Below are 15,210 nucleotides of genomic sequence, written 5' to 3'. Positions count from 1 at the left end.
ATTATATTCAGCTTAAGCATACTTTAACAATTCCGTGCACAGGCAATTGTTCTAGCATCTGGGAGGAACCATGTTTGCATGCAATAAATTTTCTTCGTCCCGTTCGTTTATTTTGTTGTTCGTCAGCATCTTGTCCGTCTCTTTCTCTTCCATCATGATCAAGTTTTCGGATACGCCCACATCTGTGGCCGGAATGTACAGATTGTTTATTTCCGTGTTCATCATGCTTGCTTTTGTGCCCTGGAGATCGTTTCGTACCTTGAACTTGAATAAAAAAGACTGGAGCATCGTAATTCTTGCCGGCGTTCTGCTTGGCTTGCACTTCTTATTCTGGATGGAATCGCTGGTCTATACCTCTGTTGCAAGTTCTATGGTAATCTTATCCTTGCAGCCGTTATTCGTCATGATCGGCTCATATGTATGGTTCAAAGAACGGGCTCGTCTGCTTACCGTGATTTGCCTGATCGTTGCGCTTTTGGGTTCGATCGTAATAGCTTGGGGGGACATCGGGATTTCGAGAGCAGCTTTGCTCGGAGACGGATTATCTTTGCTCGGCACGCTTTTTGTGTCGGCCTATCTGCTCGCCGGGCAGCAAGTCAGCCGCAAAATCCATGCCAATGCGTACAGTGTCATCGTGTTTCTGATCGGCGGCACCGTCATGCTCGCGTACAATTTGGCGAATCAAGTTTCTTTGAAGGGGTACGACTCGTCCGATTGGACTTACTTTTTAATGCTTGCCGTTATCCCCACTATTTTCGGACAATATATTTTTAATCTACTGCTGAATTCGATCGGTGCGACTACGATCTCTGTCGGCATTATCGGTGAACCGATCCTTGCCATTTTTCTTGCTTACCTGCTATTGGGAGAAACCATTTCGTTCTTTCAGTTTTTAGGCGGATTATTGACATTACTGGGCATGGGGTTGTACTCGATATTCGTGTCGGAACGATTGCGAAGGCGGAGTTTTTTGCGGAAGCGCGAACGCCCGCCATTAAGCTCGAAATTGATTTCGGCAGCCACTTGCTGTCTAACGGACATTAATAACGCTATTTTTCGATTTTTTAGGTTTTCGAAAATTTAAAGGACATACACGACCTTATTGGCATCATCACCGGTCAAATTGGCTCCATTGCGACCCAATAGTGACTTTCCTGAGGCTGTCTATTCACTGTAGATAAGAACGAGTTGCGTGCTGGAATGGGGAAATTTTGTGCTGGAGGGAGCCGCTGAGTGGGATGATCGGAGGGCTGGGGAGTCGGATTCTACTTAGTAACTAATGGCATTTCGACGTCGAATAAACCCAGGTCTTTGAGGAAGTAGCTTCCTCAACGTGAGTTTCAAATTAACGACCATGGCAGCCAAGTAACCTTTAAGCTGCAACGCTTTTCGGCTTTTCGTTAAGGGTCTCTCTAAACCACAGTCATTCTTCAATTCTTGGTTCTTTCGTTCAACCAGCATGCGCTGTTTGCGATCTAATTTGCCGCTAATCGTAGCGTTGTAATCCTTGGCAGCCTCGTACACTTCATAATAGTCACTGTGAAATACCCGGCGCTCTGCTTTTCCTGTTGTACATGCCGAGCGTAAGGGGCAACTTTCACAGTCTGTCTTTTCAAAATAGTATTGCCAACCGCTGCTTTGAGGAATATGACGCTTTTTTACGGTATCCTTTTCGTTCGGACAAGTGTAGCAGTCCTTTTCCTTGTCATAGCTAAATCGGGTGAGGTCGTATCCCTTTGAGGGGTTACTTCCCAGGATGACAGGGGCTACTACAGGGATGCCAATAGTGGCAAGCATAGTGCGCTGCAACCCGTGGCCGTAGGCGGTGTCACCTAACATGGCGCGTGGCGAAATTTCGAAAAAGCTTTGTACTTCTTTGGCCATTGCGTACATAGCTTCTCTGTCATGTTCATTCGCAGGTACGGCGTTCACATTCAGCACAACGGAGCTGGTCCCACACAAATTTTGTAGTTTGTAGCCACATGTGACGGTGGATGTATTCTTTCTCCCGACTCGAGCGTGCGGGTCAACAGCGCTCATAAGACGATCCTTTGCTCTTTCATGGCTCGGGATTTTTTCAAACACAATCTCTTGTTCGGTTTGGTTCCGCGCAGAGTCAATCGGGTCGCCATCAGTCGGCGGTACAGGTCGGCTGTTCTGCTCTAAAATGTCCTGCAAAATGCGTTGCAAATGCTGAGAAGTCTCGCGCTCTTTTTCCGTGAGTTCTTTTTGCAACAAAGCAGACACATCCTCGAGTTGAAACCATTGAAGCAAACCATAAGCTTGTGCCACCAACTTGCTGAAAGCGAGCATGTGACCAGCAGTAGATGGTTGTACGGAGGTGCGAGCGTAGAGTCCATCGGTCTCAACCGAAGCGAGTGCGAGTTGGTATATCGCACGATGGCTACGTTTTAAATGTTGAAGGACCCGGATCATAGCATGTTGAATCAAGCGATAGGTGCGCGGCTTCGAGAGTGCGGGATTTGAGGCAAACGAGTCGATGATCCATTTCTCCGAGTGATCGCCCCAAAGGCCATGGCTGTACATTTGGGCAAGAATGTAGAAGTGGCAGGCTTTAAACATGGCGGTTCCCATACGTGAGCGGTCCAAGCCAATCGTACTGTGATCAAACCCAAAGAAGTCGACGGGCAAGCCTAAGAAACGCTTGATGAACAAGTCGCTAATTATGCGCTCTTCCACCTGGCGGTCGGAAAGACCGTAGTATATCTGAATAAGATGGACTTTAAGCTTCAGTGAAGGCGCATACGGGTGCTGTCCGCGCCCCGAGTAGAGCACGGAGCACAGTGAATCTGCAAAAGAAAAGTCTATCTTCTTCTCTAAGTGACTCCAAAAAGGATGCTCAGGAAGCTTGGAGTATACCATCATATCTGCAAAAGACATTTGATCGAACTCTTTGTAACGCACACGTCTATTCAACACAGCACAAACCCCCGGCCCAAGTATATCTTCCATTATACCTGGGTTCAGGGGAGATGGACTATGGAAGATCAGTTATTCACAATGAATCGACAGCCTCTTCCTGTCCGTTAGATTTTTTAACCCGTTGTTCACAAGTCTTGAAGTTGCATCATTTCCTATATACCAAGGCGAAAAGACTGCGCGGTCCTTTGACGGCGTTGCGCGTTTCATTCTAAGAACTATAGAGAAAGTTTGGGAAATTATTGCTTTCCTTTATTACAAAAAGACAGCAGCAGCCAAGGACTATAAAGTCTTTGGTTGCTGCTGTTTTTTGCGCCGTTCTCTCTCATTGGCATTCACTAAGACAGTTTAACGAATTATGAATTATTCGTCGGGGCATGATTTTGTCGGCAAGTTTGCAGCTGTTGGAAAGAGCGTCGAGGGAGACTCGCAGATCGGAGACTGGGCTGTTTTCCTTGCAATTGTAGGCGCATTTGCAGACTATATCATGACTTATACATATTCCGATTGATTTATATCAAAAGTAGTAAATATATGGTACATTATTCCTATTAAAAGAAGGGGTTGAAATTATATGAGGAGATTCGTTACCTTTTTTATCGCATTTTGTCTTATCGTAGGGGCGCTTCCCGCACCACAAGCAACGTTTGCTGCCACGGAAGCTCCTAAAATCGTGGATGTTCAAGGTAATACCATCCTTCTGAGTGATGGAAGTATATGGATTAAAAGACTTTGGACATCATCAGGCTATGAATATATAAATATTGATGCCGTTGAAATTCAAGACACCGGCAATGGCGGATATGCCCTTAATAGTAAAGGAGAGCTGATCTCTTGGGAATACCAAACTCTCCCCGTTTTAGACAAAAAGCAAACCGGCATTAAGGAGCTGTTCTACGGCTATTATTTAAAAAAGGATGGAACGGTCTGGGATTACGGCGGCAATAAACGGAAAGATGTAAAAGAGGCTCTCCTGGTTGACTATTTTAATGGAGAATTCGCATATTTAAGTGAGGATGGAGAGATCTATCATTCCAATTGGGAAAATTTAAATAAAGTAGTCGAAACAATCGAAGATCCTTCTTCGATCGTTTCGCTGAAGGTCTCGGGCGATGATTCTATGGCTTACCTGGATAAGGCAGGTAAAGTAATGATGTATAGTAGCTCTTGGTTCGATTATGAAAACGGAGTCTTTACTTACTATTCAAAGTTATTGTTAGAAAATGTCGTCCATATGGAGTTTATTGATGAAGACCACCTCCTCGCAACCAAAAAGAACGGAACCGTATGGCTCGTAACGGTGTGGGATCAAAAAGCAACGCAATTAAAGGCCATAAAAAATGCGGCAAAGGCTATGCCCTACCATTTCTCCGGTGGATTAGATGATCCAAAACGTTCAGACAATGATCGTTTCGTTACATTTAATGCCGATATTGTGGTCCAGCAGAAAGATGGTAACTGGAAATTTTACGACGGCGATCAGTCTGTTTCGTTTAACGCGCCGCAAGTAACGGACATTGCCTTCACGACCAACAACGCCAAACCTGTAGTGGGCAATCTTGTTTATTTCAAAGTGGTGCAGAATTACAACAATGGTTATAAAGAAACGCTAGACAGAGCCGCCGCGCCGCTGATGGTAGATAAGCCCCACCTACTTCAGGCGATGAATGATGGTTCCTATAAGGTACTGGGTGTTGGAGAAGCCAAAGTTACTGTTACCGCAGGAGGGATCAGTAAAAGCCTGGTTATATCCTCAAGTCTAGGGAACAACCTAACAGGTGCGCTGCATGCAAACTCTATCATTTATCTCCCGATTCAAACGGTCTTTAAATCTCTAGGAGGTGTCGTTACCTACACCGCAGCGAATAAAACGTATGACATCAAGCTCGGTAGTACAACGATTCAGCTAAAAGTCGGTCAGAAAACAGCGAAGGTAAATGGCAAGGATGTCGGTCTCGGTCAGGCCGTACGTGAAGAAAAAGGAGTAGCGCTATTTCCCGCAGTTTTGTTAAGCAACTCCTTAGGCTCCAAAAATCAATGGGATGCGAAGCTCAAGCAGATGAAAGTATCAATTGGTTCAGCGACCATGATCATCGAGTCAGCGGACACTCCAAAAATCAAAAAGAAGGAAGCGCAAGGCAGCCTGGTCAATTACATCGGCAAGGTCTATTGGGTAAATCAATACAATAATTGGGGAAGATTTATTAAGCTTACTGTCTCGGATGTCGTGCCCCTAGGCAATGATAATTTCGAAATCGTCTTTCAGAAGGGCGACGGGGGGCAACTCAAGTCCGAAATCATACACAAGACGGTTATCCCAAATGTGCTGGGGGACTCCTCCAAGTTCCTCACATATGATCCCTACAAAAAGTATAACTGGTCCGCTGCAACATGGGAGAAGATTAAAGCCTCTAAAGTAGCCATTGGTATGAATAAAGCCCAGGTGGAGCTGTCGTGGGGACTGCCGCATGATAAATCATCTGTAGTAGAAAAGAACATTACGATTGAAGTCTGGAGATACGGCTATCAATATATCGCATTCACGAATGGCACTGTATCCGGGATTTATTCGTACTGAGAAACTATTCCATAATCGTTGTGCAAATTTTTGATTTTGTGATCTCCCGCCCTTTTCATTGCTCATCTCACCGCAAGGGTACTACGTCGAGTAGTACCCTGCTGTATGTTATCAAGCTCGCCCAGCCTCCTTCTGCTCGTTTTTAATCTGACAGAATTGCTTAGGAGTCCTTAGAAAATATATCCTTGCCAGTTTTCTGGCTTACCTGCTATTGGAGAAACCATTTCGATCTTTCCAGCTTTTAGGCAGATTATTGACATTACCGGGCATGGGATTGTATTTCTGAAGTATTGGTGCTCGGAGGAATCCCTCTCGACTAAGAGGAAAAACGCCCTCTATTGCCCACATCTACGCCCTTGCTTGCGCTTTAGAGGGAAATCCTACCTCTAATCCAGGTCGGAACGCTGGATTCTGGTAGAATCGCCCCGATTAAAGGGCGCTTTTCCCTCTAAATCGAGCTGATAGCCCGTTTTATCCAGATTAAAGGGAGCTTTTCCCTCAATTTTCCGATACGGTATACGATTGGCCGCTCCTCCCACTCGCTGCCACGGTGAAGATACCTCGATCGAAGTCACGGCCTCCCTCCATTGGCGGCGTTGCGCGTTTGATTTCGAGCAATATAATAATGGAAAAGTGTGGGAAAATGATACTTTCCTATATTTCAAAATAAAACAGTGGCAGCCAAGAACCCGCCGTCCCGTCCAAAACAGCGACTGTTTGTTGTCGGGCCACTGTTTTTTTGTTGGGTCTGGCGTTGGGCGCCGCCCCCAGATCGCCTTTGTTACCTGCTGCGTCTACCGCTTGTCTCCTCTGCGAAATAATCCCTTGCGGCGTACCAATTCCACGGCTTCCTTGCTGCTCCGAACGCCAAGCTTCTTCAACACTTTGTTGACCTGATTTTTAAGCGTGCTCTCCGCCTTGTACAGCTTCCTCTCGATCTCCGACTGCGTATGCCCCTGCTCGATAAGTTCGAAAACCTCGCGCTCTGCCGGCGTCAACGCCCCGAGCTGCTCCTCGCGCTTCAGTCGCGCGAACTCCTTCAGCAAGGCCTCCATGGCCGCCGGATGGCGGTAAGCGGTTCGAATCGCTGCCGGAAGATCTCTGTAGCGCGACTTCTCGATGTAATTGACGGCCCCGGCGGTAAAGGCCTGCGTCATGACGGCTTCATCGGTTACGGATGTCAGCATGATGATCTTGGCCGCATGCGACTGATGCAGCTCAAGAGCGGCGTAGATCCCCTCGTGTCCGCCTGCCGTCAACTGGATGTCCACCAACGCTACGTCAAACGGCAGCGTATCCGCCAGTTGCAGCGCTTCATCCGTTGTCGTTGCGGCGCCGACCACGAGCATGTCGGATTCGTTATTTAAAAAAGCAGAGATAGCTTTGATCCAGTCAAGATCGTCCTCCACAATCAATATTCGAATGGGACCGCTCCCGCCTTCCGTCTTCCTCTCCATTTTACCCGCCTCCATTCTGCCGCAAGACCTTCTTACGCGGGAACACGAGAGATGCCGTCACTCCGCCCGATTCCTTGCCCGAGAGCTCCGCCGATCCGCCGTGCGCATGCATCACATTATAGACGTACGAGAGACCCAGACCGTAATTATTCGCTCCGTTTTTGGTGCTATAAAACGGTTCGAACGCCCTTGCCGTTTGCGATCGCGTCATGCCGGGACCATTGTCGCCAACCGACAGCGTGACGTTTCGTTTGCCCGCGTTCAGAGCGACCTCGACTCTCCCGCCGGGTGAAGGGGACGCTTCTATCGCATTCGCCAGCAGATTGCCGAGCGCTTCTCTCACATGCACAGGGTCGCAGACCACGGTCGGAGCGCAGCGACAATGAATTTCAACAATGACTTGGGCCCGCTCCGCGCGTTCGCGGTAATCCTCCGCGACCGAGCTCGCCAGCAAGTCGAGCCGGACCGGCTCCTCCCGAAGCTCGATGGCCTTCGTGCGGCCGTGGAGCCGTTCCACCATGGCGCGCATATGCTCCGAAGATCGCTCGATAATCGCCAGATGCTGCTGCACCTCTTCGTCGACGCCAGGCGGCAGCGAACGGCGTGCATTGTCCGCGCTAATGGCGATTTTGCCGATCTCGTTCTTAATCGTATGATTGAGCAGATTCGTCCCGGAGCTTGCCGCCTTCATGGCGCTCTCCAGAGGATCGCGTTCGAAGCGCAGCCTCACGCCGAGCACGCCGTAGGCGAACGCGAGCAGCAGCCCCGCAGCCAGCGAATAGGAGATAAAGGCGGCCACATAGCCGAAGAAAGGAAAGTCCGGCGCGAACGTTCGCGCTACATAGATGAACATCAGAACCGCCAGCAACGTAGGTACGAACAGAAGCGTCGTCACGAGACGCTGCCTTCTCTTGCGGGTATCCGTCTCCCGCCATAGCGCCATAACCAGCAAAATACAGGATATTACATAATAAGGTCCGCTCCATAGCAGAAGCCACCCGTATCGTATGGGCAGCCCCGGCATCGCCAGCCCTGCCGCAAGCATGGCGAACACCGGCAATAAGAGCAGCCATCTCAACAGGGAATATGGCTTGCGACGGCGATCCGTAAGTCCGGAATACGTCATCGCGAACATAAGTACGCCATATGGAGTCACCGTCAAATTAAGAAGTTCGATGCCTCGTGCCGCGATGGACAATCCCGCATCCGCAGCCGTGTCGGCTAATCCGCCGATGGCGGCGAATACCAGAAAGAACGCCGCCCACCTGTTCGCGGCGTTCTGAATATCGTTGACCAGCAGCACGATGGCAGCGGCAAGTAACGCAAAGAAGTAATAGAGCATGCAATCCCGTCCCCGAATACCGTCTTGTCGCCCTGGCGATCTTTGACCGAGTTTAGTTGGACTTGAGAGGTATAGTATTCGATAACAGATGCGCGATCTCCTCTTTGCCGGTAGTCTTCGGAATGATGGAGCATATATTGGAAATTCCGTTCCGGCTGCTGCTTTCGTATGGCTTCTTGGCTACGGAAGCAGCTTACCCTGCCTTCATCGCCCGCAATATTTCATCAGTCAGCGGGATGATACATGTTTCTTCCATATCAAAATGACACTTAAGTATCAGACATGCCTGGGTAACGGGATGCGCCGTCTGCTTCAACCGCTCATATAACGCCAAGTTATGAGGCAGGGCTCCGCTATGCAAAATATGAAGCGCGGCATCGCTTCTCTTCAAAAATGCTCTGAAGTAGTCCAGCGCGATCACTTGATCATGCTCCAGCAATGCCAGGGAAGAGCGCAGCTTCGGATCGTTTTGGAAATAGACGAGCGAGCGCAGGCTCGCAAAAAATTCACGTGACTCCCATTCCGCATGGCAGGTCAAGGCATTGAACAGCGCCAGCGCCTTCGCTCTAAGTTCCGTAAGAGACTCGCACAAATGGTCGGCGGTTGAAGCGGAAGAAATACGTAAACTCAACTCATAGATCGTGTCAATTTTTCTTCTCATATAGAAGTGCTTATCCTTCAACCGTCTGGCGCTATGCACAAACATGGTTTTGCGGGAAGGGTCCTCCAGCGCATCCCGATCAACAAGGTGATAATATTTCATCGTCAACCTCCTCTAATTCGCTGTTGCACGTCGATCAACCGCTGATTGCTTGAGCCCCGGTACCGCAAAGAGAGGCTGCGTTGCTTGAGCACAAACGGCCCGTCCACCAGAACGTCGGTATTGTCCAGCAAACCGCGCCATCCGTCATGTCTGTTTAAACCGGCTACGATCGTTTCATAGATATATCCGGTGTATGTCATCACGTGCAAACCCATGGCTTTCACTCTGGCGGCCAGCTCTGCGAACCCCTTTGCTTGAAGAAAAGGTTCGCCTCCGCTTAAGGTCACTCCATCAAGCAGCGGATTTTGAATAATGGCATTCGTAATCGCGTCGATACTGACGTTTAAGCCGCCTTCATACGAGTGGGTATGCGGATTGTGGCAGCCCCGGCAGCGATGAGGACAGCCTTGGGCAAATACAACAAGTCTTAAACCCGGTCCATCCACAATGGATTCCTGTACCAGTCCGGCGATGCGCAATTCCGGCTCCTTACTGTCAGGTATGTTTGATTCGTTCACGTTCCTCCGCCCTTTTCGCGTCATTAAAGCGATCGATTGTACCGACCAAATACCCTGTAATCCTTCGAATTCGCTCAAAAGCCGGTCCTTCTTCTTCCGTTCGGCCGCAGGATGGACAACTGTCGTTTATAAGGCCCGTGTAGCCGCAAACGGAGTCGCGGTCAACGGGATGATTGATAGAACCGTAGCCGATGCCGTTCTCCTTCATGGCGCGGATCATTTTTTCAAAGACTTGCAGGTTGTTTAACGGATCGCCGTCAAGTTCGACGTATGTGATATGCCCGGCGTTCGTCAACGCGTGATAGGGAGCTTCGATCCTTATTTTCTTATAGGCCGTCGTTGCATAATAGACGGGAAGATGAAAGCTGTTCGTATAATATTCCCGATCCGTAATATCCGGTATGACGCCAAATCTCGTTCTGTCCATCTGCACAAAACGGCCGGACAGCCCTTCCGCCGGTGTAGCCAGCAACGAAAAGTTTAATTGATGCTCCTTGGCGGCCGCATCCATTTTCCCTCTCATTTTCCCGATTATTCGAAGTCCCAACTGCCTCGCCTCCTCGGATTCGCCATGATGGCTTCCGATGAGGGCTTTCAAACATTCCGCCAGTCCGATAAATCCTGCCGATAAGCTGCCATGCTTAATAACCTCTCGAATTTCGTCATCCGGCTTCAGTAGCCCGGAATCGATCCATATCCCTTGTCCCATCAAAAACGGAAAATTTTTCACCTTTTTGCGGGCCTGAATTTCAAACCGGTCCAGAAGCTGCTTAATGACAATATCCATCATTCGATCAAGCTCATAGAGGAACAAAGTGATGTTCCCTCTATTTAATAGAGCCAACCTCGGCAAATTGATTGTCGTGAAGCTTAAATTCCCTCTTCCGAATGTAATTTCACGAGAATCGTCGTATACATTCCCGATCACCCTTGTTCTGCATCCCATATAAGCAATTTCCGTCTCCGGTTTTCCCGCCGTATAATATTGAGCGTTAAACGGCGCATCCTGGAACGAAAAATTGGGGAACAATCGTTTGGCGCTTACGCGGAAGGCGAGCTGCAACAAATCGTAATTCGGGTCGCCCGGATTATAATTGATTCCTTCCTTCACACGGAAAATTTGAATAGGGAAAATAGGCGTTTCCCCGTTGCCAAGCCCTTGTTCCGTAGCCAAAAGGATACTCCGTATAATCATCCTGCCCTCCGGGCTTGTATCCGTCCCGTAATTAATGGAGCTGAACGGAATTTGCGCCCCGGCCCGGCTATGCATCGTATTGAGGTTATGGATCAGCGCCTCCATAGCTTGATAAGTGCTTTTTTCCGTTTCCGCCAGTGCATGGGCTTCCGCGATCTGCTGTGCTTCATGGATATCAATCGGATCGCTCAGCACTTGGCCAAGCAGCTCTTTCTCCCGCTCCTTCTCATACGGATTCCGACTTATGCGAGGCAGCAGTCCTGCACCGTTCAATTCATCGAATAGATGCAGCACTGCCTTTTCCCCGTCATCTCCCAAGCCGAACTTCCATTTCAACATTTTCAGCAGATTATCCCTGTAATGACGGACAAACGTTTTGCCAACGCCTCCCGCCATTCCGTAATCAAAGTTCGGGATGCTCTGTCCACCATGCTGATCGTTCTGATTCGATTGAATCGCGATACACGCAAGCGCCGCATAACTCCTTATATCCTTAGGTTCCCTGACACGGCCATGCCCAGTACCGAAGCCTCCATCGAACAATTGCCGAATATCGATCTGGCAACAGGTTGTCGTTAGGGAAAGGAAGTCCAGATCGTGAATATGGATATCCCCGTTTTTATGAGCGTCGGCATGCTCTGGCTTGAGAAGAAACAGCTCGTTAAATTGTTTGGCGCCCTCCGAACCGTACTTCAACATCATGCCCATGGAGGTATTGCCGTCTATATTGGCATTCTCGCGCTTCATATCGCTATCAGCAGCATCTTGAAAGGTTATATCTTCGTATAATTTCATCAGACGCGTGTTCACTTCCTGAATCTTGCAAATATCATTAATCATCCATGCGACACTCCTCTTATCCTGTTAATCGGCAGTTCCATCGATACGAGAATGGCCGCCTTATGTGCAAAATAAGAGTTCCATGTCTACCAGTACCGACTCTGTCAGCGGGAATACAATTTGCTCCTCGCTCTCCAGGTGCTTGCCCAAAATGCAACAGGCTTGAATGAGCTCGTCTGCGGCAGCATGCATCCGCTTTCTGTCTGATACGGTCTTTATTTCATCTGCAGTCCGCAAGAAAGAGTGAAGGTAGTCATCTCCAAGCTCATGTTCTTTCTCAAGCGTCCACATGGAACCCAGCAGACTAGGCTTAATGGATTGATCGAAATAGCTGCTTAAGAAAGGAAACAAAATTTCCTCTTCCCATGCGGAATGCTGCTCCAGCTTTTCGCGGAAGGACATGGCGTGTAACCTTAGCTGAAACAACTCGTGCCTGGCTGTGCTTAAATCTTGCTCTGATTTGACAGCCTTGGCCCTAACCGCCAAGTCGGAAATGCTTTTTTTTAACTCGATATGTTCCTCTTTCAGCCGGTCGACCAAGACGGACAGCACGGTCGAAACGGCCGATCCCGTCTCCGTATGCCCTGCTTTACTCTGTTCCATGATTTGATTTTCCTCCCGTCATAGACCGATATTTCTTGTATCTTCTCCACCGTAGAGCAACTCGAACTCATGCTGGAGAAAGGAGTTGGTCAAGCTATAATAATCCTCCGGCGAATGTATCGTCTTTGTAAAATGACAACCGACACCCTTTGCGAGAAAGGCCGTTTCGCTCAGTTCGATCCAATTGAGTCTATTTAAAAATCTTGATAGATACGAGTCTCCCTCATTTAACTGCTCGCCGATTCGTCCTGCGCAGGAACGATCATAAATGCCGTGCAGCGGGAATGCGCCTTTGTCTACCCAGGGAATAACCGCATCCACATGATCCGTTTTATAAGCCTGCAACAGCATGGCCGCATCAGCCGACGGAAACGGCATGTGACATCCGACTACCCATACATTTTGATTCTGCGCCAGCGCCAGGCCGGCATGCATGCCGCTTAACACGCCTTTGTCCGTATAATAATCCGTAATAATTCGTATGTCCCGGTCAACCGCTCTAAGGAACGGCTGCGGATCATTGGCCACAATCGTAATTTCATTGCAACAAGTGCGCATTTCACTAATTTGCCTCTCCAGCAGCGTCCTGCCTTCCAACAAGAGGAAAGCCCGATTTTCTCCTTTCATCCTCCGATGATGACCGCCTGCAAGAATAACGCCAGACAGCATTTGGATCACTCCCTCTGCTTAGTAAGTGTAATGAATAATTTCATTACACCATAAACAGGGCGTTGCAACAGTGAAATGAATCACGCGGGCAAATAAAAGGCTAAACAGGATGGCATCCCTGTTCAGCCTTCTCTTCTTGGTCCTGTTTATTTATTTTTTCACTTCCGTTACGCCCGTCACTTTGCCGTTGCCGGATGAGTCGAACGTATTCAGCGCTTCTTCCGTTGCAAAATATACGTTGCCTTCTACCGTCGCATCCTTCAGGATGAATTTGTTAGTTTCTACATATACATCGCCGACAAAGGTGCCGCCTTGCAACCGCGCGTTCGGGCTCTTGATCGTTAATTTAGGAGCCGTCAGCTTAAAGGATGCCGTAATTTTGCGATTTTCGTCTTGCGTGTACAAGGCGATTTTACGGTCGACTACGTCTTTGTTTTTAAACTCGCCTTCCAGCACAAGCTCTTGATCGAATGTAAGATCGTTAAGCGCCGCGATAATCCATGTGCCGTCCTTGCTGATCGCCTTCAGGAACGCTTCGGGATCGTTGACGATGGAAGCCGTTGTAATCGCGTCTGTCGTATCCGCTGAAGCCGAAGGAGAAGGCGTGGCAGCCGGCGCAGGTTCATTGTTGTTTCCGCATCCGGCCAACAACCCTGCCGTCAAGACCGCAATCAAAGCTAAACTGAGCATTTTTTTCATTTCGATTCTCTCCCTTATTTTTTATCATGTACGGACGAACTTCTTTTGCTGTAAGCTAAATAATAAATTCCGGCGACGAATAGACCACCTCCAACCGAGTTGCCCAAATAGACGGGCAAGAAATTGGCGAAATAATCGAACCAAGTTGCGGCGCCAATAAAGATTGCGGCAGGAATTAAAAACATGTTCGCTACAATATGCTGGAAGCCAAGCGCGACAAACGCCATCGTCGGGAACCAGATCGCCAATATTTTGCCGGCGCCGTCCTTTGCGCCATAAGACATCCAGACCGCGCTCGACACAAGCCAGTTGCATCCTATGCCGGAAATAAACGCATGCATAAACGACTCATCAAGCTTGGATTGCGTAAGCGCAATGATTTTATCCATATACGGCGCTTGCTCCGTCATTCCGCCCAGATGGCCAAATACGTAAGCAATAAATATCGCGCCTGCAAAATTGCCGATCGTTATAATAAACCAATTGCCGGCAAGCTTGCGGATCGACGCCCGCCCTTTGAAACAGGCCATCGACAAACTCATCATATTCCCGGTTAAGAGCTCTCCCCCCGCAATAAGGCATAGTATTAATCCGATCGGAAACACCGCACCGCTTAGCAATGGACTCAGCCATTCCAGATCGGCGGGCAATCCGGCGGTCAGGCGTATGGCGAGCAAATATCCTATCGCTATAAACGCGCCTGCGGCAAAGCCAAGAGGAATTTGCTCGGAGACTCGCATATTCGCTTTTTTGCAGCCCGCATGCATAGCCGCCTCTGCGATTTCCTCCGACTTTTTAAAGCCCATCCTTTCCCTCAACCCCCTCTCATGATGTCTATAAGGGCTCCTACATAACATGATCTTTTAACTGGTATCTTCTTGGTGAATTTTTTCACATACCAAGGCAGTCCGCAGCACGCTTGCCCGCTGCCTTCCGTTAGCCGATCTTCTTTAATTCATTACCGCTTCGGCAGCGTTCGAGCTTACATAGCGAACATATTGTTCGGCCGCTTCCTCAAGCTGTTCTTCTTCGATTTGCATAGCCCCGTGAACGACGAATAGTGGAAGAAAGGTCATGCCAATCAGATGGCTGGTCGCTGCATAAGGTCGAGTCAGCTCTTCCATCGTGAAGCGATTGTAACCTTCAGGCGTGTAAGCTTCTTCGTCGCTTCCCGTTGTAATTGCCAGCCCCAGTTCCTTGCCGCGGAGCTTGTCTCCCCCTGGCCCGTACGCCCAGCCGAAGGTCAGCACCTCATCGAGCCATTGCTTTAATAAAGGCGGCGAGCTGTACCACCAAAACGGAAATTGCAAAATAATGCGTTCATGCTCCATCACTAACTTTTGTTCATGCGCTGCATCAATAACTCCGTTCGGATACGCCGAATACAGCTCATGTACGGTCGCATGGCCGGCGTCTTGCAGCGCCTCGGCAAGCCGTTTGTTCACGCCCGATCCCTGATGAAGCTGCGGGTGCGCAATGATAACCAATGTTTTCATTTGTTCCCCTCCCTCGCTGAATTCACTGTCTCTGCTCAAAGTGTAGCAGCAATTTGTGCGTTCAAATATGACCAATATCACAGGTTTATAGGGACAACTATGATATTTTT

Annotated in this window: 12 protein-coding genes and 1 pseudogene; 2 read left to right on the top strand and 11 right to left on the bottom strand. The window is 48.8% G+C overall.

Annotated elements, in window-relative coordinates; genetic code table 11:
* Nucleotides 1-70 precede the first annotated feature (70 nt).
* Nucleotides 71-871 (top strand): annotated as a pseudogene (locus tag KJW29_RS31780) (DMT family transporter); the annotation flags it as partial.
* A gap of 398 nt (nucleotides 872-1,269) precedes the next feature.
* Here the strand turns inward: KJW29_RS31780 and KJW29_RS31775 are convergent.
* Nucleotides 1,270-2,940: a transposase gene (locus KJW29_RS31775; protein WP_246608394.1), complete on the bottom strand. Its 1,671-nt coding sequence runs from the start codon at nucleotides 2,938-2,940 to the stop codon at nucleotides 1,270-1,272.
* 574 nt (nucleotides 2,941-3,514) lie between these two features.
* On the opposite strand from KJW29_RS31775, the gene KJW29_RS31770 reads away from it, so the two are divergent.
* On the top strand, nucleotides 3,515-5,518 hold the full coding sequence (locus tag KJW29_RS31770; protein WP_214627596.1) for a copper amine oxidase N-terminal domain-containing protein: 2,004 nt from the start codon (nucleotides 3,515-3,517) through the stop codon (nucleotides 5,516-5,518).
* A 794-nt stretch (nucleotides 5,519-6,312) separates the two neighbouring features.
* On the opposite strand, the gene KJW29_RS31765 is transcribed toward KJW29_RS31770, so the two are convergent.
* From KJW29_RS31765 to KJW29_RS31720, 10 genes are all read right to left on the bottom strand, one after another.
* Nucleotides 6,313-6,975 carry a response regulator transcription factor gene (locus KJW29_RS31765; protein WP_214627595.1) on the bottom strand — a complete coding sequence of 221 codons (663 nt, stop codon included), beginning with the start codon at nucleotides 6,973-6,975 and terminating at the stop codon, nucleotides 6,313-6,315.
* Between the two features lies 1 nt (nucleotide 6,976).
* Entirely contained in the window at nucleotides 6,977-8,317 is a 1,341-nt protein-coding gene (locus tag KJW29_RS31760) for a sensor histidine kinase (RefSeq protein ID WP_214627594.1), read from the bottom strand.
* 193 nt (nucleotides 8,318-8,510) lie between these two features.
* The gene (locus KJW29_RS31755; RefSeq protein WP_214627593.1) at nucleotides 8,511-9,080 is read right to left on the bottom strand and encodes a hypothetical protein; all 570 of its coding nucleotides are present in this window, start codon (nucleotides 9,078-9,080) and stop codon (nucleotides 8,511-8,513) included.
* Between the two features lie 2 nt (nucleotides 9,081-9,082).
* Nucleotides 9,083-9,598 carry an anaerobic ribonucleoside-triphosphate reductase activating protein gene (gene nrdG / locus KJW29_RS31750; protein WP_246608464.1) on the bottom strand — a complete coding sequence of 172 codons (516 nt, stop codon included), beginning with the start codon at nucleotides 9,596-9,598 and terminating at the stop codon, nucleotides 9,083-9,085.
* Nucleotides 9,576-11,633 (bottom strand): anaerobic ribonucleoside triphosphate reductase, encoded by a 2,058-nt coding sequence (locus KJW29_RS31745; RefSeq protein WP_214627591.1) that lies wholly within the window; start codon nucleotides 11,631-11,633, stop codon nucleotides 9,576-9,578. Before KJW29_RS31745 ends, nrdG begins: the two co-directional genes overlap by 23 nt.
* A 60-nt stretch (nucleotides 11,634-11,693) precedes the next feature.
* Nucleotides 11,694-12,236: a hemerythrin domain-containing protein gene (locus tag KJW29_RS31740; protein ID WP_214627590.1), complete on the bottom strand. Its 543-nt coding sequence runs from the start codon at nucleotides 12,234-12,236 to the stop codon at nucleotides 11,694-11,696.
* An 18-nt stretch (nucleotides 12,237-12,254) separates the two neighbouring features.
* Nucleotides 12,255-12,905, bottom strand: a complete 651-nt coding sequence (gene mobA / locus KJW29_RS31735) for a molybdenum cofactor guanylyltransferase (protein ID WP_214627589.1) — start codon at nucleotides 12,903-12,905, stop codon at nucleotides 12,255-12,257.
* Nucleotides 12,906-13,055: 150 nt separating this feature from the next.
* Nucleotides 13,056-13,604, bottom strand: coding sequence for a hypothetical protein (locus tag KJW29_RS31730; protein WP_214627588.1), 549 nt, complete (start codon nucleotides 13,602-13,604; stop codon nucleotides 13,056-13,058).
* 14 nt (nucleotides 13,605-13,618) lie between these two features.
* On the bottom strand, nucleotides 13,619-14,410 hold the full coding sequence (locus KJW29_RS31725; protein WP_214627587.1) for a formate/nitrite transporter family protein: 792 nt from the start codon (nucleotides 14,408-14,410) through the stop codon (nucleotides 13,619-13,621).
* Nucleotides 14,411-14,554: 144 nt separating this feature from the next.
* Entirely contained in the window at nucleotides 14,555-15,100 is a 546-nt protein-coding gene (locus KJW29_RS31720) for an NAD(P)H-dependent oxidoreductase (RefSeq protein ID WP_214627586.1), read from the bottom strand.
* Nucleotides 15,101-15,210 lie beyond the last annotated feature (110 nt).

The organism is Paenibacillus agaridevorans (genome assembly GCF_018604145.1).
Taxonomy (GTDB): domain Bacteria; phylum Bacillota; class Bacilli; order Paenibacillales; family Paenibacillaceae; genus Pristimantibacillus; species Pristimantibacillus agaridevorans.
This window is presented reverse-complemented; position numbering and strand designations above follow the sequence as displayed.

Bases quoted from the DNA above. Each gene is read 5' to 3' on its own strand.
- KJW29_RS31770 (WP_214627596.1), top strand. From the start codon at position 3,515: ATGAGGAGATTCGTTACCTTTTTTATCGCATTTTGTCTTATCGTAGGG.
- KJW29_RS31765 (WP_214627595.1), bottom strand. From the start codon at position 6,975: ATGGAGAGGAAGACGGAAGGCGGGAGCGGTCCCATTCGAATATTGATT.
- KJW29_RS31760 (WP_214627594.1), bottom strand. From the start codon at position 8,317: ATGCTCTATTACTTCTTTGCGTTACTTGCCGCTGCCATCGTGCTGCTG.
- KJW29_RS31755 (WP_214627593.1), bottom strand. From the start codon at position 9,080: ATGAAATATTATCACCTTGTTGATCGGGATGCGCTGGAGGACCCTTCC.
- KJW29_RS31745 (WP_214627591.1), bottom strand. From the start codon at position 11,633: ATGATTAATGATATTTGCAAGATTCAGGAAGTGAACACGCGTCTGATG.
- KJW29_RS31740 (WP_214627590.1), bottom strand. From the start codon at position 12,236: ATGGAACAGAGTAAAGCAGGGCATACGGAGACGGGATCGGCCGTTTCG.
- mobA (WP_214627589.1), bottom strand. From the start codon at position 12,905: ATGCTGTCTGGCGTTATTCTTGCAGGCGGTCATCATCGGAGGATGAAA.
- KJW29_RS31730 (WP_214627588.1), bottom strand. From the start codon at position 13,604: ATGAAAAAAATGCTCAGTTTAGCTTTGATTGCGGTCTTGACGGCAGGG.
- KJW29_RS31725 (WP_214627587.1), bottom strand. From the start codon at position 14,410: ATGGGCTTTAAAAAGTCGGAGGAAATCGCAGAGGCGGCTATGCATGCG.
- KJW29_RS31720 (WP_214627586.1), bottom strand. From the start codon at position 15,100: ATGAAAACATTGGTTATCATTGCGCACCCGCAGCTTCATCAGGGATCG.